Annotated in this window: 19 protein-coding genes; 9 read left to right on the top strand and 10 right to left on the bottom strand. The window is 40.9% G+C overall.

Annotated elements, in window-relative coordinates; all coding sequences use genetic code 11:
* Positions 1-787: 787 nt before the first annotated feature.
* The 3 genes from trhO (at position 788) to BLP81_RS12930 (ending at position 3,568) form a co-directional block, all read left to right on the top strand.
* A complete protein-coding gene (gene trhO / locus BLP81_RS12920) occupies positions 788-1,816 on the top strand; it encodes an oxygen-dependent tRNA uridine(34) hydroxylase TrhO (protein WP_093370143.1) in 1,029 nt (342 codons plus the stop codon).
* A gap of 267 nt (positions 1,817-2,083) precedes the next feature.
* Positions 2,084-2,653, top strand: a complete 570-nt coding sequence (locus BLP81_RS12925; RefSeq protein ID WP_093370219.1) for a DinB family protein — start codon at positions 2,084-2,086, stop codon at positions 2,651-2,653.
* 312 nt (positions 2,654-2,965) lie between these two features.
* Positions 2,966-3,568 (top strand): helix-turn-helix domain-containing protein, encoded by a 603-nt coding sequence (locus BLP81_RS12930; protein ID WP_093370148.1) that lies wholly within the window; start codon positions 2,966-2,968, stop codon positions 3,566-3,568.
* 146 nt (positions 3,569-3,714) lie between these two features.
* Here BLP81_RS12930 and BLP81_RS12935 read toward each other — a convergent pair whose 3' ends face one another.
* From BLP81_RS12935 to mutY, 6 genes are all read right to left on the bottom strand, one after another.
* Positions 3,715-4,623: a DMT family transporter gene (locus BLP81_RS12935; protein WP_093370153.1), complete on the bottom strand. Its 909-nt coding sequence runs from the start codon at positions 4,621-4,623 to the stop codon at positions 3,715-3,717.
* A 118-nt stretch (positions 4,624-4,741) separates the two neighbouring features.
* Positions 4,742-5,533, bottom strand: coding sequence for an MBL fold metallo-hydrolase (locus BLP81_RS12940; RefSeq protein ID WP_093370159.1), 792 nt, complete (start codon positions 5,531-5,533; stop codon positions 4,742-4,744).
* Positions 5,534-5,614: 81 nt separating this feature from the next.
* Positions 5,615-6,172, bottom strand: coding sequence for a gliding motility lipoprotein GldD (gene gldD / locus BLP81_RS12945; protein WP_093370164.1), 558 nt, complete (start codon positions 6,170-6,172; stop codon positions 5,615-5,617).
* Positions 6,165-7,508, bottom strand: a complete 1,344-nt coding sequence (locus tag BLP81_RS12950) for a gliding motility-associated protein GldE (protein WP_093370168.1) — start codon at positions 7,506-7,508, stop codon at positions 6,165-6,167. The genes gldD and BLP81_RS12950 overlap by 8 nt, the downstream gene beginning before the upstream one ends.
* A 19-nt stretch (positions 7,509-7,527) precedes the next feature.
* Complete coding sequence (locus BLP81_RS12955) at positions 7,528-7,980, bottom strand: single-stranded DNA-binding protein (protein ID WP_093370171.1); 453 nt, start codon at positions 7,978-7,980, stop codon at positions 7,528-7,530.
* A gap of 33 nt (positions 7,981-8,013) precedes the next feature.
* On the bottom strand, positions 8,014-9,084 hold the full coding sequence (gene mutY, locus BLP81_RS12960; RefSeq protein ID WP_093370175.1) for an A/G-specific adenine glycosylase: 1,071 nt from the start codon (positions 9,082-9,084) through the stop codon (positions 8,014-8,016).
* A gap of 133 nt (positions 9,085-9,217) precedes the next feature.
* Between mutY and BLP81_RS12965 the strand changes: the two genes are divergently transcribed.
* The 3 genes from BLP81_RS12965 to BLP81_RS12975 all read left to right on the top strand — a co-directional run bounded on the left by BLP81_RS12965 (position 9,218) and on the right by BLP81_RS12975 (position 11,937).
* Positions 9,218-9,526, top strand: coding sequence for an HU family DNA-binding protein (locus BLP81_RS12965; protein WP_093370178.1), 309 nt, complete (start codon positions 9,218-9,220; stop codon positions 9,524-9,526).
* 286 nt (positions 9,527-9,812) lie between these two features.
* On the top strand, positions 9,813-11,357 hold the full coding sequence (locus tag BLP81_RS12970) for an Rne/Rng family ribonuclease (RefSeq protein WP_093370183.1): 1,545 nt from the start codon (positions 9,813-9,815) through the stop codon (positions 11,355-11,357).
* 88 nt (positions 11,358-11,445) lie between these two features.
* Positions 11,446-11,937, top strand: coding sequence for a regulatory protein RecX (locus tag BLP81_RS12975; RefSeq protein ID WP_093370187.1), 492 nt, complete (start codon positions 11,446-11,448; stop codon positions 11,935-11,937).
* Here BLP81_RS12975 and BLP81_RS12980 read toward each other — a convergent pair.
* The 3 genes from BLP81_RS12980 to BLP81_RS12990 all read right to left on the bottom strand — a co-directional run bounded on the left by BLP81_RS12980 (position 11,923) and on the right by BLP81_RS12990 (position 15,486).
* Positions 11,923-12,816, bottom strand: a complete 894-nt coding sequence (locus BLP81_RS12980; RefSeq protein WP_093370191.1) for a cupin-like domain-containing protein — start codon at positions 12,814-12,816, stop codon at positions 11,923-11,925. The two genes, BLP81_RS12975 and BLP81_RS12980, sit on opposite strands and share 15 nt — an antisense overlap.
* Before the next feature lie 80 nt (positions 12,817-12,896).
* Positions 12,897-13,985, bottom strand: a complete 1,089-nt coding sequence (bioB, locus tag BLP81_RS12985) for a biotin synthase BioB (protein ID WP_093370195.1) — start codon at positions 13,983-13,985, stop codon at positions 12,897-12,899.
* A gap of 346 nt (positions 13,986-14,331) precedes the next feature.
* Positions 14,332-15,486, bottom strand: a complete 1,155-nt coding sequence (locus BLP81_RS12990; RefSeq protein ID WP_093370200.1) for a beta-ketoacyl synthase N-terminal-like domain-containing protein — start codon at positions 15,484-15,486, stop codon at positions 14,332-14,334.
* Positions 15,487-15,664: 178 nt separating this feature from the next.
* On the opposite strand from BLP81_RS12990, the gene BLP81_RS12995 reads away from it, so the two are divergent.
* The 3 genes from BLP81_RS12995 to BLP81_RS13005 are packed head-to-tail and all read left to right on the top strand — an operon-like array spanning position 15,665 to position 19,654.
* The gene (locus tag BLP81_RS12995; protein WP_093370204.1) at positions 15,665-16,828 is read left to right on the top strand and encodes a PSP1 domain-containing protein; all 1,164 of its coding nucleotides are present in this window, start codon (positions 15,665-15,667) and stop codon (positions 16,826-16,828) included.
* Positions 16,815-17,312 (top strand): gliding motility lipoprotein GldH, encoded by a 498-nt coding sequence (locus BLP81_RS13000; RefSeq protein ID WP_093370209.1) that lies wholly within the window; start codon positions 16,815-16,817, stop codon positions 17,310-17,312. The genes BLP81_RS12995 and BLP81_RS13000 overlap by 14 nt, the downstream gene beginning before the upstream one ends.
* A gap of 17 nt (positions 17,313-17,329) precedes the next feature.
* On the top strand, positions 17,330-19,654 hold the full coding sequence (locus BLP81_RS13005; RefSeq protein WP_093370213.1) for a penicillin-binding protein 1A: 2,325 nt from the start codon (positions 17,330-17,332) through the stop codon (positions 19,652-19,654).
* Here the strand turns inward: BLP81_RS13005 and queD are convergent.
* Complete coding sequence (queD, locus tag BLP81_RS13010) at positions 19,651-20,103, bottom strand: 6-carboxytetrahydropterin synthase QueD (protein ID WP_093370216.1); 453 nt, start codon at positions 20,101-20,103, stop codon at positions 19,651-19,653. The genes BLP81_RS13005 and queD overlap by 4 nt on opposite strands.
* Between the last annotated feature and the right edge of the window lie 265 nt (positions 20,104-20,368).

Here is a 20,368-nt window from a genome sequence, read left to right on the forward strand (position 1 = left end):
TTTAACTTGTACATCATTGCTGTTCAAACAGCAATAATCTAAAGTGTCTTTTGAAATGTCAATTCCTGTAACAATATTTTCCATAACTTTGAATTAGCTATTAAAAACCTGAAGAACCAATAGGTCTGAGTACTAACGCTATTAATAAGCCTAAAAGCTTTACATTCTAAATGGTACCAAAACCTAAAGAGGGTGCAAGGACTAATGCTCGATATGAAGCTTAAATTTCAAGAGTCGAGATAGTTCACCTTGCTCCTCTGGTTTTTCAGAAATTTAATATGATTAAACTTCTTATAAATATAAAATGTAAAACTAATAGCGGAGTCGAGATGAAGTTGGTTCTCGACAAAGTTTATGCTGAAGTATTGAAGTACTCGAACTTAAACAAAAAGGTCATTAAATCGCAATCGAGACCTACCTAGGAAAAACCTCTCGACTTAAGCCTGTCCACAACACTTCGGGTGGAAACCGAAAGGCTCAAGGGGACAGGCCTAAAACGTGATTAGGCATGACGAATAATCAGGTATTTTTTACACCGCTTTGCCATAGCTGGGTGTGTTGAAACTCCTCCAAAAAGAAGCAGACGGACTGATCTCTATTTTTGTAGCATCCAATAAAACAATCAAAACCGGCTGAACAACTTAGGATTGGAAGTTCTAAATCTCAAATCATCATTCATAAATCTCAAATCAAAAATCGTTAATCAGAAATCGGATATCATAAATCTTAAAAATCATACCTTTGCACTTTTATTCATTATTTCTTTTAACCCAAATATTAGTATAGCATGCAACTGTACAATAAACTAAGTTCAAAAGAAAGGGAACAGCTTATAGAACAAGCTGGCGAGGAACGCCTTACCCTTTCTTTTTACAAGTACCACCAGCTCAAAGACCCCAAAGCCTTTAGAGATGATCTGTTTATCCACTGGAACCGGCTCGACGTTCTGGGGCGAATCAATGTCGCTCACGAAGGCATCAACGCCCAGTTGTCGGTGCCGGCCAAAAAATTTGAAGCCTTCAAAACGGTTCTGGACAGCATCGATTTCCTGAAAGACGTCCGACTCAACATAGCCATCGAACACTACGCTAAAGCTTTTCTAAAACTCAAGATAAAAGTCAGACCCAAAATCGTACACGACGGGCTGAACGACTCCAGCTTTGATGTGACTGACAAAGGCGTGCATGTGGATGCGATGAAATTCAACGAGCTCATCGAAGATCCCAATACGGTTTTGGTGGATATGCGCAACCATTACGAGAGTGAAATCGGGCATTTCAAGAACGCGGTCACTCCCGATGTGGATACCTTCAGACAGTCTCTGGACATCATCGAGGAAGACCTGAAAGACCACAAAGAAGACAAAAACCTGGTCATGTACTGTACCGGCGGTATCCGCTGCGAAAAGGCCAGCGCCTACTACAAGCATAAAGGCTTCAAAAAAGTCTACCAGCTGGAAGGCGGCATCATCGAGTACGCCAGGCAGGTCAAAGACCAGAATCTGGAAAACAAATTCTTCGGGAAGAATTTCGTGTTTGACGACCGCCGCAGCGAGAAAATCTCAGACGATGTGATTGCCCAGTGCCACCAGTGCGGCAAGACCTGCGACACCCATGTGAACTGTGCTAATGACGGCTGCCACCTGCTGTTTATCCAGTGTGAGGACTGCGCGAAAATGATGGAGGGCTGCTGCTCAACCGACTGCAAAGACATCATTCAGTTGCCCTACGAAGAGCAAAAACGCTTAAGGTCTGGTAGACCTGCCGGCAATAGAAAATTCAAAAAAGGTCGCTCGCCGGTCTTGAAGTTTAAATAAACATTTTACTCAGTTTGCTTATAAGTCCCCTTAAAGCTTTTAAAAGGTTTAGGGGGATTTTGTTTTAAGATACACTGATGTTTCTACAAGACATTGTTTAGTGCATTATAGTTAGCCTAAACCCCCAGTCTGGTGAGGAATTCCTACTGAAATTGAAGTAAGTAGTCTAATGACTTTCTGTCTATAGTCTAAAACTAGTAAAGCTTCTATAATCCGAACCTATTTTAAATAAAAGTGTACTTTTAGGGTGATATGATAAAAACAAAAATGAAAAAAAAACTTGTTTACCTAACCCTTATTGTTCTATTGTTGAATAATACAATGCAGGCTCAAAATAACATTAAACCTAAAAATGGATATACTCCACAAACCGGAGTGATAGTTACAATGCTGAAGGATTTGAAATCTCGTGTCACTCAAAGCGTTGAAAAACTTAATCAAGACGAAGTTGATTTTTTACTTGATGAAAATGCCAATCGAATCGGAGCGATGATTTTACATCTAGCTGCAACTGAAAAATACTACCAGGTATTCACATTTGAGAATAGAGGTTTCACTACTGAAGAAAATGAAAAGTGGTTAGTACCTCTAGAGTTAGGAGATACAGCTAGAAAACAATTAATAAATAAACCAATTTCCTATTATTTAGATATATGGAATGATATAAGAAGTGAGACTCTAGACTTATTAAAAACCAAAGATGATAAGTGGTTGAATTCTAAAGTCAAAAGAGCTAACATGAATAATCATTGGGCCTGGTATCATGTGATGGAACACCAAGCCAATCATATGGGACAAATACGATTTGTGATGAAAAGAATGCCTGAAACAAACTGATTGGTAAAACGTAACTTGGGTGAAGTGTAATAGCAGGTCTAGCCGAAAAAGTTTATGTTTAAATAAAAAAGCTAGGCCAACAAATCCACATCCCTTCCCGCTAATAGCGATAACTGATTTACCCAAAAGGCATATGTTGAAAAAATAACAGGGACAATCCTGCGAATTTTCCGCCAAAAAAACCATAGCCAAGTCCATAATAAAGCCTTTTTACTGTATAAAGACAAAAGTGTCGTAAGATTGTCACCCTAGTGACGCAAGACTGAATTAGACTTCCTGATAAATTTGCCTCGAACCATTACCTAAAAAACCATGAACAATCAACACTTAGCAGGAAAAATTAAAGATCTAAGAACCAGAAAAGGATTTTCGCAGGAACAATTGTCAGAAGAATCAAAATTGAGTTTAAGAACGATTCAAAGAATAGAAAATGGGGAATCCGTTCCCCGGGGGGATACCTTGATTAAATTGACCCGGGCGCTTGGAGTGACCCCGGATGAGGTGCTGGAATGGGCAGAGGTCGAAGACAAAGGCTATTTAACGCTTATGAATTTAAGTGCGCTTAGCGTCTTTGTACAGCCTTTTATGGGAATCATTATTCCTACGGTGATGTGGATTCTAAAACGAGAAAAAATAAAAGGCGTGGAGGATACGGGAAAGAAAATAATAAGCTTTCAGATTACCTGGACTCTGACTTTTTTTATGCTTTTGATGATAGCATCCAAAGGATCCTATATACCCCTAAATTTTAACGCTTTTAAGTCCTTATCGGTCTTATTAATGGATTTTTCTTTGGTCGGATCCGTATTGAAACTGCTTTACCTGTATAATTTGGTTTTGATTCTTCTAAACGTCCTGAAAAGTCAACGCGGAAAGAAAAATAAATATGTCCCCAGGATTCCATTTTTGAAATAAACTGTATAACATCGACTAAAGGGAAAAGTGGTATTTGCTGCAAAGTTTTAGCCAAGAAAAACAAAATGTCATATCAAAACCGGTGTGCCTATTCAGGTAAATTAATTGTACTGAATTCTACTTTTTGATAATACAAAAAACCACCTCTAAGCCTCCTCCAGCGCTTCAGCCTTTTTCTCCTTCTTCTTCCGGTTGGAAATATAGACCCCAAGCAGAATCACCCCACCGGCAGCGAGTTGAAAAAGATTGAACTCCTCCCCATCCAGGTACCCCCAGAACAAGGCCACCACAGGAATCAGGTAAGTCACCGAGGTAGAGAATACAGGGTTGGAAAGCTGTATAAGCCGGTTGAAAATAATCTTGGCCAGTGCGGTCCCAAAAAGCGCCAGGACCGTCACGTAAAGCAAGGAGGTTTGAACGGCGTCCCGGGCCAGGAATTCCGCGTTAAAAAAACCTGTAAAGGCTAATGTGCCGAGGGCAAATGGAATCAGCACCAAAAAAGACCCCGTGGCGATACCCAGCGCTGAAATTTTTTCCAGGTAGGATTTTATAATATTGGCATTGAAGGCATACATCAGAGAAGCTATCACCGGTAAAACGGCAAACCAGTAGTTCTGATTGGGATTGAGCGAAGCCCCGGCTAAAATGAGAAGTACAGAACCTATAAGCCCAATCACAACGCCTATAAACTGTTTTTTGATAAACCGGTTGCTGAAAAAAAGAATGCCGGTGACAAGCGCCAGCAAAGGCACTGTCGAATTCAGAATAGACGCGATAGCGCTGTCGATTTCAGTTTCAGCATAGGAGAATAACAGGGTTGGAAACATGGTTCCGATAAAGCCCGAAACCGCAATCCACTTCCACTGCCACTTCCAGATTTGCTTTATTTTTTTAAAGCCGATGAGTCCCAGGAAAATCCCGGTAATCAGGACGCGAAGGCAGGTGAGCTGCAGTGGAGACAGGCCCACCAGGCCTTTTTTGATCAGGATAAAGGAACTCCCCCACAGAAGCGCCAGAGAAAAAAGAAAAACCCACTTTAAGGTGTTTGCATTCAAGCCAAAAATTTTTGTAAAAGTCAGTTTTATTCTTCAGCACGTTTAATAAAATCGGGTTAAAACTTTTCAGGCTTTGGAAAAAAATCCAAAGCCTGAAATAAGTTAGGTGTTTTTCGTTTTAATCGGCCTGAGGATACCAGTCCAGCAGGTTAACTTCAATGGCCGCATTGCCTTTATTCACTAAAGCTTTAAATTTCTCTACATCCGAAAGTCCTCCCTGGCCCCGGTAATGGTATGGATAGACCTCATCAGGCTGAAAAGCCAGCACCGCTTCTGCAGCGGCATCTACATCCATGGTATACGGCAGATTCATGCATACGAAGGCCTTGTCGATATTTTTCAGGTTTCTCATTTCGGGAACCCCTTCCGTATCCCCGGAGAAATACACTTTAAGTTCTCCTTTCTCAATGACATAACCATTGCCCCTGCCTTTGGTATGGTACACCTTGTCTCCATCGCCCTGGTTATACATGGCTATGCCTTCTATATTGAAGCCATTCAGAGCTTTGGTTTCGCCGATATTGAGTATGATCAACCGTCTGCTAAGCTCCCCTTGCATTTGATCGGCAACCGCCTGGGGAACAATGAGTTTGGTTTCTGAAGTCGAAACCGCTTCCAGGGTTTCCTGGTTGAAGTGGTCTCCGTGAATATCGGTGACCAAAATAACATCTGGTGCAGGCTGACTTTCAAAAGCCTGAGCGCCTCCTACCGGATCGATATAAAACACCGTGGAATCGATTTCAAAGACCGCCGTCGCATGAGAAATGGGTGTGATGTCAAATTCTGCCGCTTTCTTTTCAGTAGTCTGAACCTTTTCTTCGGCCATCTGCTCTTCCTGACTGGAATTGGATTTTTTACAGCCTGTAAAAATGACTGAAGCCAAAACTAAACTGAGTACTGCTATTTTCATGATGTGAAATTTTGAGATAAATGTAAAACAAGCTCATTTACAGAACAATGAGATTATACTTTATTTAGGTATTAAGCGGTTTTACCTCCACTCCAGGGTTTCCACCAGATGCCTCAGGTCCTTTTTGATGTAGCTGGCGGCGGGTAAAATGGAATCGTAGTTGGGCTGGACTTCAAAATAAACAGAGCCTGTCAGAAAGTGAGAGGTGCTGTCGGTCATGTAAAAAAGGGCCTGAGACGCAGCGTCGCCTTCCACTTCATAAAAATTCCCAAAGCTTTGCTTTTCCTGGTTTTGGTAAACACTGACTTCTATTTGGTCGGCTTTAATCGTGTGTTTTTCCGGAAGCTTTTGGGCATCGATAAGCAGTGCTCTTAAATTTTCCTCTACAGGAGAGTAGGTGAGATAAATTTTAGCTTTCATCCTCGGATAGTTGAGATTGATCCAGCAGGGCTGATTGGGATTTTGATATTCTACAGTGGATACCTCATTTTTTTCAAAGGTAAAAGGACACTCTAAATCGACTTTGCTGTAATTCGCCTCCTCATAATCAAGCGCAAGAAATCCGGAAGGTTTTGGCTGAGTAGACTCACTACAAGCGATAAGCGATATCCAAACAAAGAACAGAAGTACTTTATTCATTTTCTCCGAGATTTTCTTTGTTAATTTTCACTTTGAGCTGAACGATTCTTTTGCTATCCAAGGCTTCTACAGTAAAATCAAAATTGCTAAAAGCTATGAGTTGACCCTTCTTTGGAAAACCTTTTGCAGATTCCAGAACAAAGCCCGCCAGGGTCTCTGCCTCTCCCTTACTGGACTCCAGTTCTTCGATTTTCTGATCACTCAATTTTAGAATTTTGTAGAAATCTTTTAAAGGGGTTTTGCCTTCAAAAACATAAGTGGAGTTATTGATTTTGGAATAAATCACGTCTTCGTCATCAAACTCATCGCTGATGTCACCAACAATTTCTTCGATAATATCTTCCAGAGAAATCAAACCACTCGTCCCTCCATACTCATCGACAACAATAGCCAGGTGATTTTTTTGGTCCTGGAAATCGGCTAAAAGATCATCCAGTTTTTTGTTTTCCGGAACAAAATAAGGCTCTCTGACCAAAGCCTGCCAGTCGAAATTTTCCTCCTGAAGGTGTGGTAATAAGTCTTTGATATACAATATCCCCGTAATATTATCTACATTTTCTTCATAAACAGGAATCCTTGAATACCCGTTTTCTATAATTTCATCCACGATTTCATGGAAAGGCTGCTCCACGTTAAGCGCAAAAATATCGAGTCGTGGACGCATCACCTGTTTGGTATCTGTATTTCCAAAAGACACGATGCCCTGAAGGATTTTCTTTTCATCTTTGGACGTATCGTCCTCACTGGTGAGTTCCAAAGCCTGTGATAACTGGTCAACGCTCAGGTTGGTTTTTTGTTTACCAAATCTTGTATGAATCAGGTTGGTAACAGAGCGCATAGGTAAACTCAATGGAGTAAGCAGTCTATCCAGCATGCTAAGCGGCAGTGCCATAAAATGAGCAAACTCTACATTGTTTCTATTGGCATAAACCTTAGGCAAAATCTCACCGAACATCAGTATAAGAAAAGTAACCAGACCTACATCGATAATAAATTTAAGGCTTATACCGAAAAACAAAGTAGTGCTTTCTCCATAGTAGGTTTCACTTATAGACGCATAGAGCAAAACGATAGCGATGTTTATAAAATTATTGGCGATGAGAATCGTCGCCAGTAGTTTTTTGGGCTTATCCAGCAGGTTGATAATGATTTGTTCCTGTTTGGATACATTGCCTTCTTTCACATCGAAATCTGAAGGTTTCAATGAAAACAGCGCCACCTCCGAACCTGAAATAAGCGCAGAGGATATGAGCAGAATAAAGAAAAGTATAATCTTGATTATTTCGCTAAATTCTATTACCGAAAATAAAATGTAACTCGAGGGGTCGGGTTCCAATACTTAAAGAATTTTTGTTTTAAAAGGGTAAATCGTCTTCTTCCTCTTCCGTAGCCTGTGGGGCCGGAGAAGGTTTGGAATCAGACTTGGGTTGAGAAGCCTGGGGGTTTCCCATGCTTTCAGAATTAGCTCCATCTTTTGGGGTCAAAAAGGTAAATTCCAGACATTGTATTTCTGTCGAATACCTGTCCATGCCTTTGTCATCCTGCCATTTACGGGTTTTGATGCGTCCTTCAATATACACTTTATCACCTTTCTTAAGGTATTTTTCGCAAATTTCAGCAGCCTTATTTCTCACGACAATGTTGTGCCATTCGGTGTTGCTTACTTTTTCGTTGGTGGATTTATTGATGTATTCTTCGTTTGTGGCCAAAGGGAAACGCCCGATACAATTTCCGCCTTCAAAATAATGCATCTTTACTTCATCGCCTGTGTGGCCGATAAGCATGACTTTGTTGAGTGTTCCTGCCATAATAATAAATTTATGTAAATGTAAGAAAAAGTTTTATGCCATGGAAAATTCAGATTCTATAAAATTCTGAATCAGCACGGGCACAGCCAGTTGGTGTAAATCTTTTATTTTCTGAAGTTCCATATGTTCTGAAAGCTCGACATCGGAAAGTGTACCGCTAAGCTTAATTTCTATAAACGAAGTTATAATTTTTCTATGCGAAAGCAGATGAACTATGGGCTTTTCATTATAGAGACGGATGCGTGAAATCGAATTCTCAGAAATTCCTGTTTTTTTGATTATTGCTTCTGATGTTGAAACGTCCTGAGGCGTCTCAGATTCGATAAGCGGAAATTCATAAAGTCCTTTCCAAATGCCCACCCCCTTTCTTTGCTGAACCAGGGTGTTTTCCTCTGAATCTGTTAGTACCAGATAAGTAAAATAACGCTTTTTAACTTTAGCGGTCTTTAATTTGACAGGCAGTTCTTCCTGAATCCCCTGCTGGAAGGCTACGCAGTCCTCCTGAAACACACAAAACATGCACTTTGGAGATTTGGGTCTGCAATGCAGCGCGCCAAATTCCATAATAGCCTGGTTATACATTGAAGGCTGGGAAGCATCAAGCATTTCCTGAGCTTTTAATTTGAATTCTTTGACCCCTTCGGTAGAATTGATGGGGGTATGAATGCCCAGATACCGGGAAAGCACTCGCTGTACATTTCCGTCGACAACGGCAACAGGCTCCTCGTAGGCAAAAGAAGCAATTGCAGCGGCGGTGTAATCGCCTACGCCTTTCAGGCTTTTTAAATCCCTGTAATTATCTGGGAAAACACCGTTTAAAATTTTGCTAACATACCGGGCCGTAAAATGAAGGTTTCTGGCTCTGGAATAATATCCGAGGCCCTGCCATAATTTCAAGACCTCATCTTCACTTGCCCTGGCCAGATCGTGAACCGAAGGAAACCGGGAGACAAATTTTAGGAAGTATGGCAGGCCCTGCCTGACTTGGGTTTGCTGTAAAATAATTTCGCTCAGCCAAATGATATATGGATCTTTGGTATGTCGCCAGGGCAAATCTCTATGTTCTATCTTATACCAATCCAGCAGACGATTAGAGAAATTCATTTTTAGTTTTTTGCAAGTATAATTCATATCCGCCTACTATTTAGCGTATTGTGTTTAATTATTGCGGATAAATTACTTATATTTGCAAACTCAAAAAAAATCAAGATTAATCCTGAATAAATATTTTTGAATTATGACGAAAGCAGATATTGTAGCCAACATTTCAGACAAACTCGGCTTAGAGAAAAATGAAGTTCAAGCTACTGTAGAAACCTTTATGGATGAAGTTAAGAATTCTTTAGAAGGTGGAGATAATGTGTATCTTAGAGGTTTTGGAAGTTTCATTGTGAAGACAAGAGCGGAAAAAACAGGGAGAAACATCTCAAAAAACACAACGATCAAAATTCCAGCTCACAATATTCCGGCATTTAAACCTGCTAAAATATTTGTAGAAGGAGTGAAACAAAATGTAGAAGTGAAACAAAATGCAGAAGTAAAATAAGTTTAATAATCTAAAAAAAATACAAGCCTATGCCAAGCGGTAAAAAAAGAAAGAGACATAAGGTAGCCACTCACAAAAGAAAAAAGAGAAGCAGAGCTAACCGTCACAAGAAAAAGTAGTGCCTCACTACTTTTTCTAATTCTATACGTTCTTTGACATCAAAATTCAAAGCGATTGAATTTTTAAATAGTATTAAAAATGTAATCCTTTTCATCACTGAAATTCAAGGATTACTTATGTATAATTTTAGTCTGTAAAACCTACAGACTTCTAAAATCTAATAAGCGTGAATAAGGAATTAATAGTACGTTCTAGTTCCGACGCTGTAGATTTTGCCTTATTAAAAGATGGAAGGCTCATAGAGCTCCATAAAGAAACAGAAGGATTCGATTTCTCTGTTGGTGATATTTTTCTAGCAAAAATTAGAAAAGCTTTACCAGGTCTCAATGCCGCATTTGTGAATGTCGGCTATGAAAAAGATGGTTTTTTACATTACCACGACCTTGGACCAAACGTCAAAACTATGCTGAAGTTTGTAAAAAAAGCCACCTCCAATCAACTGAAAAATTTCTCCCTGAGGGATTTTCCGTTTGAAGAAGAAATCGATAAAAATGGATCCATAGCAGATACGCTACACTCCAACCAATCCCTTCTTGTACAAGTCGTAAAAGAACCCATCTCTACCAAAGGCCCAAGATTGAGCAGTGAGCTTTCTCTTGCAGGTCGCTATATTGTTTTAGTTCCCTTTTCGGATCGGGTTTCAGTATCACAGAAGATTGAAAGCAAAGAAGAAAAGAGCAGGCTCAAGCGATTAGTAAAAAGTATTAAACCCAAAGGTTTTAGCGTCATCATCAGAACTGTTGCAGAAGGCAAAAAAGTGGCTGATATCGACAGAGACCTTCAAAATTTGATGAAACGATGGGAAAACATGTGCAAAAAGCTTAGCAAAGCACCTCAGCCATCGAAAGTTTTGGGTGAGCTTAGTAAAGCTTCATCAATATTAAGAGACATGTTCAACGACTCATTTACATCTATTAGCATAGATGATGATGTCATCTTTACACAAATAAAAGATTATGTCGGGAAAATATCTCCGGACAAAGAATCTATTGTTTCTCACTATAATTCTAATGTGCCCATATTTGAAAAGTATGGTATAGAAAGACAAATCAAAACGTCTTTTGGTAAAACCGTAACTATGAAAAAAGGAGCTTACTTAGTCATAGAGCATACAGAAGCTATGCACGTGATAGATGTCAATAGTGGAAACAGAAGTAATAAGGCCAAAAATCAAGAAGATACAGCACTCGAAGTCAACATGATAAGCGCAACAGAGATTGCACGTCAGTTGAGATTAAGAGACATGGGAGGAATCATTGTCGTCGATTTTATCGACATGAACAACCCAGACAACCGAAGAAAACTATACGAACATCTTAAAGATGAGATGAGCGATGATAGAGCTAAACACAAAATCTTACCTCCAAGTAAATTTGGGTTAATCCAAATCACAAGACAGCGTGTTCGTCCGGAGATGAACATCAAAACGCGTGAGGCAGATCCCAACAAAGGCGACGGTGAGATTGAAGCCCCAATAGTGATTATCAATAAAATCAATGCGGATCTGCAAAAGATCCTGAAGAAAGGAGATAAAAAGATTACGCTTACAGCGCATCCTTTTATCGCTGCCTACTTAATGAAAGGCTTTCCTTCTCCAAGAAGCAAGTGGTTTTTTGATTTCAAAAAATGGGTGAAAATCCAGCCAAGGGATGCTTACAATTATTTAGAATATCATTTTTATGACCAAAACGGGTCAATCATCAAAGTCTAAGGTGTTGATATCAATTTTTAAAAACCCCATATCCCAAGCGGATATGGGGTTTTTTGTTTTCGTATTTTTGTAGTCAGATTTTACTAAAATGCCCAAAGACAACTTTAAACCAAAAAAGTCATTAACTGTAGATGAGGCTCTATTGAAAATGATGAATTACTGCGTCTATCAGGACCGGTGTCATCAAGAAGTTGAGAAGAAATTATATGAGCTGGAAATGTATGAAGATGCCCAGGCCTACATCATCACCAGACTCATTGAAGAGGATTTCCTGAATGAGGAACGCTTCGCCAGAAGTTATGCCCGCGGCAAATTCAGAATAAAGAAATATGGCCGATTAAGAATTACAAGAGAACTCAAGGCTAAGGCTATTTCTGCCTACAACCTGAAAGCGGCTTTATCTGAAATTGATGAAGAAGATTATCTATCTACGCTGAAAGACTTGTCTGAGCAAAAATTGAGCACACTGAAGGAGCCAAACGCCTACAAAAAAAGGCAGAAACTATACCAGCACCTGGCTTATAAGGGCTATGAAACCGAGTTGATTTACGATGTGATCAACGATTTACTTCCGATTTAAGTCGTTCTGTAATTGTTCCTCCTGCCTGCGATACGCCAGCCTGTTTTTATAGTTGATCCAGTCATCTCCTTTTATTTTTCGCATCAGGTTTTCAAAAGCCCTCATGATCGTCAGATTATAAATGGCTTTACTCAAATTTTTAGCGCTTCTGGGTAAGGTTCTTAAACTCATGGAAAAACCGGGCGTGAGGTAAGTCATATTATGCCAGTAACCTTCCGGCATATACAGGGCTTCCCCGTGTTCCAGGTAAGCTTCATAGCCCTTTGCCAGCTTCAAGGCAGGGAACTTTTCCAGATCCGGGGCATTGAAATCAATTTCACTAAGGCTGATCAAGGCATTGGGAACTTTGTACAGATACCTGGTTTCTGAAGGCGGATAAATAATGCAGCGTTTTTTTCCCTCAAAATGGATATGAAGTATGTTTGCAAAATCTATGTCATAATGCATAAAGACCGAAGAATTCTCAGCCCCAAAAAAAAGAAAGGGTAGTTTTTTAAGAAAGTTAACACCAAGTGCCGGCATTTTGAATTGATTTTGAAGAACAGGAACTTCCTTCATCATATTAAAAAGAAAAATACGATAGTCGGTCGGTCCTTTTTTCAAAAGATCCACATAGGACTTAAGTTTCATTTTAGCATGGGGTTCATTGAACTTATCCTTAGCCGACACCGGTCTGTTGTCGTACAAAGGCACTTCCACATCTCCGGCTATCTCCTTCAAATAAGAAAGTGACCACTTCTCATAAGCAGGCCAGTCCCGGGTCAGTTCTTCTATCACCAGGGGCTTTTGAGGCTTCACATACTGCTCTACAAAGTCCTGAGGAGAAATGGTTTTTACCCTATCGACAGTTTCTAGGTTGAGTTTTTCATCAGGTTTCATAACCAACAAAAATAAGCTTCATTTCGGAATCTACCAAAATGAAGCTTATAATCACTTGAAAGTAAGTTTGCGCCTACAGACTAAACCTTGGTCTTGGCTTTTTGCTTGGCCTCGACATTGCGTTCTATCGTATGTCCCGGACGCGACCATTTTGGCTTTTCACCCAGAGGTTTGTATTGAGATTCTTCTGCAGAAACCGTTTGTGGCTGAGATTTTTTCTCAAAGGGCTTCTGAGGCTCAAGTCCTAACAATTTAAACATTTCCATGTCTTCATTCACGTCAGGATTTGGCGTGGTCAGTAATTTATCTCCGGCAAAAATAGAGTTGGCTCCGGCAAAAAAGCACATCGCCTGCCCTTCCCTGCTCATGTCGGTTCTCCCTGCAGAAAGTCTCACCTGCGTTTCCGGCATCACAATTCTGGTGGTAGCCACCATGCGCAGCATTTCCCAAATCGATACTTTTTGCTGTTCTTCCAGGGGTGTTCCTTCTACAGGAACCAAAGCGTTGATGGGTGTAGATTCCGGCTGAGGATTTAAGGTGGCCAAAGCCACCAGCATTCCTGCTCTGTCTTCCAGGGATTCTCCCATGCCAATAATACCCCCACTACAAACGGTCACATTGCTTTTTCTGACGTTCCCAATCGTATCCAGCCTGTCCTGGTAGCCTCTTGTGGAAATCACTTCTTTATAATATTCTTCTGAAGAATCTAGATTATGGTTATACGCATACAGACCTGCTTCAGCAAGACGCTGGGCCTGATTTTCTGTCACCATGCCCAGTGTACAGCAAACCTCCATGTCCAGTTTGTTGATGGTTCTTACCATTTCCAGAACATTATCGAACTCCTGACCATCCTTCACATTTCTCCAGGCTGCACCCATACAAACTCTGGAACTGCCGGAAGCTTTGGCTCTCAGGGCCTGCGCCTTAACCTGAGAAACACTCATCAGATCGTTGCCTTCAATATCGGTATGGTAACGCGCTGCCTGCGGGCAATAGCCGCAGTCCTCCGGGCATCCTCCTGTTTTGATAGACAACAGGGTAGACACCTGTACTTTGTTGGGGTCGTGGTGTTTTCTATGTATGGTTGCTGCTTCGTAAAGCAATTCCATTAATGGCTTATTATAAATGTCTAAAATCTCTTCCTTGGTCCAGTCGTTTCTTGTCATGGTATTTTATTTAAGGATTCAAAAATAGAAAAAAGTAGGTGTATTAGCTATTCTGAATAAAATTTGAGTCAAATTAATTTTTTGACTTAGGCCTATAAATGATAAGTTTATATAGCTGAAAAAAGTCATCTCTTAGACCTCACAGGTCTTTGAGACCTGTGAGGTCTCATTATATAGTACTACTTTGCTAAAACATTAAAAGTAAAGTCTTTTAAGTTTTTTTGCTAGTGAAAATTTTAATTCTTGCATTTAAGTGCTTATTTTTTTAGAACAAAAGGATTTGACTTATCTTTTTGAGGCATTGTCCTCTCAATAGTAATAGCTAAATGCTAAGTCAAATTAATTCTTAAAGGTTTGGGGTTTCCAGCAAAATACTCACGGCATTCCCTCCAAAACCTACGGCATTTACCAGAACTGAAGTGACGGGTTCTGAAGGCAGGGGCTGCTTATAAAACGGATTTTCATAAAATTCGCCGGTGTTCAACATCAGTAAAGCCATCTCGATGTTCAACATCCCGGAAGCGCCAAAGGTATGGCCCAGCTTCCATTTATTGGTGGTGAGCAAAGGAACCTCCTGAAAGGTATTTTGAATAGCATTTACCTCAGCCTGATCTCCTTTTTTGGTGCCCGGGGCATGCAGCACAACAGCATCTACCCGGGTCTTTCCGGCTTCCTGCAAAGCCATTTTCATGGATTTCTGAAAGCATTCTGCGTCCGAAGAAATGGAAATGTTGTGCGTGATCTGTTCGGTAGCATACCCAAAACCTGTGATCTGGGCCAAAGCCTGTTCTGAAGATCTCGACATGACCGCCGTAGCCGAACCTTCTCCAAGAATAAGGGAATTCTGAAGTTTATCCAGCTTCAAGCTTTCGCAGGGAAAGTTGGTATCCAGTCTGGAATATAATTTTAAAGCCTGCATCTGGGCGACCGTAAACTCCGTAAGCGGCGCTTCTGAGCCACCTACTAAAAACAAATCGCACATATCGGCTTCCAGCCAGGCTTTGGCATTCAGCATGGCGTGCAGGGCTGTGGAACAGGTGATGGAATGGCTTATGTTGGGGCCTTCCACACCCAAATCCTGAGCTACCCAGGATGAAATATTCCCCAGGGTGGTGGTTGGAGAGGTGAGAGGCGATAGTGTTTTCCCCTCCAGAAACTTTTTGTAGTATGCTTCAAATAAGGCTGTGGCTCCACGAGACGAACCGATATTGATGCCTGTGGATTCGGGTTCAAAACTTAAGCCTGAAATCGCTTTCCTGGCGGTAAACATCGCCATCAGCACAGATTTGTCCAGGTCTTTGTACCGGGGGTTTTCCTGAGCAAGTTTTTGGATTTCTTCTGAAGATGCCTCAGGAAGACTCGCCCCAAAGACCGAGGTTTTAGCCCAGTCTAAGCCTGTGAAATGCGTGGTATCTGTTCGGTAATTCTTCAGAATAGTTTCCCGGTCATGACCTAAAGCGGAAATGGATCCAAAACCGTTGATATATATGGGGTGTTTCAAGTGAACTTAATTTTTGAAGCAAATATCGAAAAAACTAAAGCTACACCCTATTAAATTCAAAATATCTAAAAAAACCCAGTAGAATCTCTCTGGTAATTATTTGGTATCTTTGAAATTCTGAATAAGAAAGATTAATCTTCAGCGTTTTAAGTAAGAAACGCTTCAATATATAGAACGTATGGGATGTAGCAGTTGCTCGACCGGAAAAGATGGCCAGCCAAAAGGCTGCAAAAATAACGGCACATGTGGAACAGATGGATGTAATAAGCTAACGGTTTTTGACTGGCTCTCGGATGTGGAACTTCCAGGAGGCCAGAAAGCTTTTGATTGTGTCGAGGTCAGGTTTAAGAATAGCAGAAAAGAATTTTTTAGAAATACGGAAAATCTAACGCTTTCCATAGGAGATATTGTAGCCACCGAGGCTTCACCGGGTCATGATATCGGGATGGTGACGCTTACCGGTGAACTGGTGAGGGTACAGATGAAAAAGAAAAAAACAGACCCGGCTTCCAAAGAAGTCGCTAAAATTTACAGAAAAGCCTCGCAAAAGGATATCGATGTCTGGCAGGCCGCCAGAGAACGCGAGGATGCGATGAAGGTAAAGGCCAGGCAAATCGCTATTCGCTTAAAACTGAAAATGAAAATAAGCGATATCGAATTTCAGGGCGATGGCTCCAAAGCTGTTTTTTACTACACAGCAGAAGAGCGTGTAGATTTCAGGCAGTTAATCAAAGAGTTTGCCTACGAGTTTAAGACGAGAATAGAAATGCGACAGATTGGTTTTCGACAGGAAGCGGCCAGGCTTGGTGGTATTGGATCCTGTGGCCGTGAGCTGTGCTGTTCTACCTGGTTAACCGATTTCAGAACCGTGAAAACTTCGGCGGCGAGATACCAGCAGTTATCGCTGAACCCGCTAAAACTTGCCGGGCAATGTGGTAAGCTGAAATGCTGCCTCAATTATGAACTGGACACCTACCTGGAAGCTCTTAAGGACTTTCCCAGACAGGATCAAAAACTCACCACGCAAAAAGGGGATGCCGTTTGCCAGAAAATCGACATTTTCAAGGGTAAATTATGGTATGCTTACGAGAAAGAATACAACAACTGGATTGAGCTCGACACAGAAGCTGTCAAAGAAATTTTAAAGGCTCAGCGCGATAAAAACCCAGTAGCAAGTCTGGAAGAATTTAGTTCTGAAGTAGCTCCGGAAAAAACTGAATTTTCCAATGCTTTTGGACAGGATAGTTTAACGCGTTTCGATAAGCCAAAACGAAAAAAACCTAAAAATAAAAGAAAATCTAATAAACATAAGAAGTCAAAAAAGAACAATGCAAACTCTTAAACTTTTCTTTTTAATCGGCTTTTGTTTGTGCCTGCTCAGTTGTCATGAAAATCTCAAATATTCAGAATATAAAAGCTTTTCAAACGGCTGGTCGAAAACAGATACTTTGCTTTTTGACTTTGAAGCCCCCGACACTATCCAGCCATATGATTTGTTTTTTGTAACACGGGTCAATCAAGATTACGAATTCAATAATTTATATCTCATTGCCAATATTTCTTTTCCCAACGGGAAGCAGATTGGGGATACCCTGGAATATGAAATGGCTTACCCCGATGGAGAATTGATGGGGACTGGTTTTGGCAGTGTAAAAGAAAGTAAATTGTGGTATAAATCGAATGTGATTTTTACTGAAAAAGGGGAGTACCAAATTGAAGTAAGACATGCTATGCGAAAGTTCGGTAAAATAAAACCACTCGATACACTTCAGGGAATTATGGACTTTGGCATACATTTGGAGACGGTAAAACAGGCTGAAAATTAATGCGTTTTTAAAAAATTATGAGTAAGACATCAACATCAGAAAAGAAAAAAGGATTTAAGAAATACATACTGGGCTTTTGGATTTTATTCTTTGCCGGAATTCTCAGTGTTTTTTTTATTTTTCTTCTGGCTGGCTGGGGCGCTTTAGGACCCATGCCGACCTTTGAAGAACTGGAAAATCCGGAAACCAACCTGGCAACCGAAGTCATCTCTGTAGATGGCGAAACCCTTGGTAAATATTTTAAGGAAAACAGAACACCCATCAATTTTGAAGACCTTCCCGATCACCTGGTCAACGCTCTGGTAGCGACAGAAGACGAACGTTTTTACAGCCATTCCGGTATAGATGCCCGAGGAACCTTAAGGGCGGCCATTTTTCTTGGGCAGAGGGGAGGCGCCAGTACAATCACCCAGCAGCTTTCCAAGCTTTTGTTTACAGATCCCAACAAAAGCGGAACCTTCAATAGAATTATTCAAAAAGTAAAAGAGTGGGTCATCGCCGTGAGGCTGGAAGAGCAATACGCCAAAAATGAGATTATTGCGATGTACCTCAACAAAATGGACTTTTTATACAATGCCATTGGGATACGTTCTGCTTCTAGAATTTATTTTGGAAAAGAACCAAGTGAACTCAATATAGAAGAATCCGCTACACTTGTAGCCATGTTGAAAAACCCTTCGCTTTACAACCCGGTCAAAGAACAGTTTAAAGACAATTCCAGGCAAAGGCGTAACCAGGTTTTTGTACAAATGGAAAAAAATGGGTTTATAACCCCCCAGGTGAAGGATTCTTTACAGGAATTACCATTGGTGACCAATTTCTCTCCGGAAGAACACGATGATGGAATCGCCACTTATTTCAGAGCCTACGTTCAGGAGTTTATGAAGGACTGGATTGAAGATAATCCAAAACCGGACGGAAGCTCTTACAGCATGTACAGGGATGGTCTTAAAATTTACACGACTGTAGATTTCAAAATGCAAACCTATGCTGAAACGGCTGTAGAGAGACATCTACAGAACCTCCAGAAAGAATTTAACCGTCAGAATGAGGATAACAGAACCTCACCTTTCAGAGATATAGAGGCTTCAGAGATTGAGAGCATCCTTCAGAGAGGAATGAAAAACTCTGACCGTTACAAAAGGATGAAGCAAAGAGGAATAGATGAAGATTCCATCAGGGCAAGCTTTAACAGAAAACGAGAAATGCGACTGTTTTCCTGGGAAGGACCAATAGATACCCTGATGACACCCAGGGATTCCATCAGGTATTACAAATCTTTCCTGAATACCGGAATGATGTCCATGACACCACAAACCGGTGAAATTAAAGCCTGGGTAGGCGGAGTGAATTTCAAATTTTTCAAATACGAACACGTCAAACAAGCCAAGCGACAGGTGGGTTCTACCTTTAAGCCCTTTGTGTATGCCACGGCTATAGATCAGCTGCACTTGTCGCCCTGCGATGAGTATCCAAACACCCCTTATACCATTCCCAGAGGACGGCATGGTGTCACCGAAGACTGGACACCCGCCAACTCCGGGGACGATTATGGGGGTAATAAGACTTTAAAGCAGGCCCTCGCCGAATCCATCAATACCATTACCGCAAGAGTTATAAATAAAACGGGGCCGGAAAGCGTAATCAACTTAATTGATAAGTTGGGCATAGACACCTCCAAGATAGACCCTGTGGCTGCCATAGCTTTGGGTACACCGGACATAAGTGTTTATGAAATGGTATCTGCCTACAGCACCTTTGCCAACAAAGGCGTGTATGTAAAACCCTATGCCGTGCAGCGAATTGAAGATAAAAACGGAACCATTCTTTATCAGCATCAGCCAGAAAGCCGGGACGTGTTAAGCGCAGAATCGGCTTATGTGACTATTAAGCTTTTGGAAGGGGTTACGCAGTTTGGTTCGGGCAGACGTTTAAGACTCAATTCTGAATATGCAAAAAACACGGAAGCCTACAAGAGAGCCGTGACGGGTTATCCATATGCTTTCGACAATCCAATCGCCGGAAAAACAGGAACGACTCAAAACCAAAGTGATGGCTGGTTTATTGGTATGGTTCCCAATCTTGCTACAGGCGTCTGGGTAGGAGGTGAAGATAGAAGTGTACATTTTCCAACAATTGCTTACGGACAGGGCGCTACTTTAGCTTTACCGATTTGGGGCATGTATATGAAAGACGTTTACGCCGATGAAAGCCTGAATGTTTCCAAAGAGGAATTTGAAGAGCCGGATAATCTCAGTATTCAGATCAACTGTGATGAAATTTCTGAAGAAGATCTTGAAGGAGCTGAAGAAAAAACTCTCGAATTTGAAATCGATTTTTAAGCATTATCGCTGGCAAACCACTCGGCGAAAGCCGTGCCTGTTTCTCTCAGTTTGAGGGAGTGAAGCTTGATATCAGTATTTAATTTACTGGAAATTCGACTGGCAAAATCGGCTATCATGTTTTCACTGGTAGGCTGATAGTCGACCAAAATCACATCATGACCGGAAGATTTTAAATGCTCGGCAAGTTCGATATGCGGAGTTTCCTTGTTGAGTAAGATGGCATGATCCATTCTATCCACAACTTCCGCTTTCACAATTTTCTTTAAATCGCCAAAGTCGATGACCATGCCGCATTTCACGTTATCCTTATCCTTAATTGGCTCGCCAATAACGGTAACATCGAGTTTATAACTATGACCGTGCACATTTTTGCACTTGCCGTCATAGCCGTAAAGGGCATGAGCCGTTTCAAAAGTAAATTGCTTGGTAATTCTTATTTTTGCCATCCTCTCAAATATTAGCGCAAAGATACTGGATTTAAAAAATTATCGGCGAGTCTGTTGACACACTTTTTATCGCCTTGTGTTTGGCGGAAGTCAGCTTAGCGAGAGAACTTACTCAAAGGGCTACCAATGACGTTTTCGTTTAAGTTGCTGAAATTAAGACTATTCTGTTTAAGTTCGAGCATTCTAAGTTAAAAACAAATTTTTAAGCCGATAATTTCACAAAAGGTTCATCTCTTTTTGCAACAGCAAATATTCTTAAAACGAG

It is taken from the genome of Psychroflexus sediminis (genome assembly GCF_900099815.1).
GTDB lineage: Bacteria > Bacteroidota > Bacteroidia > Flavobacteriales > Flavobacteriaceae > Psychroflexus > Psychroflexus sediminis.

Coding starts and splice junctions, on each gene's coding strand:
- BLP81_RS12975 (WP_093370187.1), top strand. CDS start 11,446: ATGCCCAAAGACAACTTTAAACCAAAAAAGTCATTAACTGTAGATGAG.
- BLP81_RS13005 (WP_093370213.1), top strand. CDS start 17,330: ATGAGTAAGACATCAACATCAGAAAAGAAAAAAGGATTTAAGAAATAC.
- queD (WP_093370216.1), bottom strand. CDS start 20,103: ATGGCAAAAATAAGAATTACCAAGCAATTTACTTTTGAAACGGCTCAT.
- gldD (WP_093370164.1), bottom strand. CDS start 6,172: ATGAATAAAGTACTTCTGTTCTTTGTTTGGATATCGCTTATCGCTTGT.
- BLP81_RS12925 (WP_093370219.1), top strand. CDS start 2,084: ATGAAAAAAAAACTTGTTTACCTAACCCTTATTGTTCTATTGTTGAAT.
- BLP81_RS13000 (WP_093370209.1), top strand. CDS start 16,815: ATGCAAACTCTTAAACTTTTCTTTTTAATCGGCTTTTGTTTGTGCCTG.
- BLP81_RS12930 (WP_093370148.1), top strand. CDS start 2,966: ATGAACAATCAACACTTAGCAGGAAAAATTAAAGATCTAAGAACCAGA.
- BLP81_RS12955 (WP_093370171.1), bottom strand. CDS start 7,980: ATGGCAGGAACACTCAACAAAGTCATGCTTATCGGCCACACAGGCGAT.
- mutY (WP_093370175.1), bottom strand. CDS start 9,084: ATGAATTTCTCTAATCGTCTGCTGGATTGGTATAAGATAGAACATAGA.
- BLP81_RS12965 (WP_093370178.1), top strand. CDS start 9,218: ATGACGAAAGCAGATATTGTAGCCAACATTTCAGACAAACTCGGCTTA.
- BLP81_RS12980 (WP_093370191.1), bottom strand. CDS start 12,816: ATGAAACCTGATGAAAAACTCAACCTAGAAACTGTCGATAGGGTAAAA.
- trhO (WP_093370143.1), top strand. CDS start 788: ATGCAACTGTACAATAAACTAAGTTCAAAAGAAAGGGAACAGCTTATA.
- BLP81_RS12940 (WP_093370159.1), bottom strand. CDS start 5,533: ATGAAAATAGCAGTACTCAGTTTAGTTTTGGCTTCAGTCATTTTTACA.
- BLP81_RS12995 (WP_093370204.1), top strand. CDS start 15,665: ATGGGATGTAGCAGTTGCTCGACCGGAAAAGATGGCCAGCCAAAAGGC.
- bioB (WP_093370195.1), bottom strand. CDS start 13,985: ATGACAAGAAACGACTGGACCAAGGAAGAGATTTTAGACATTTATAAT.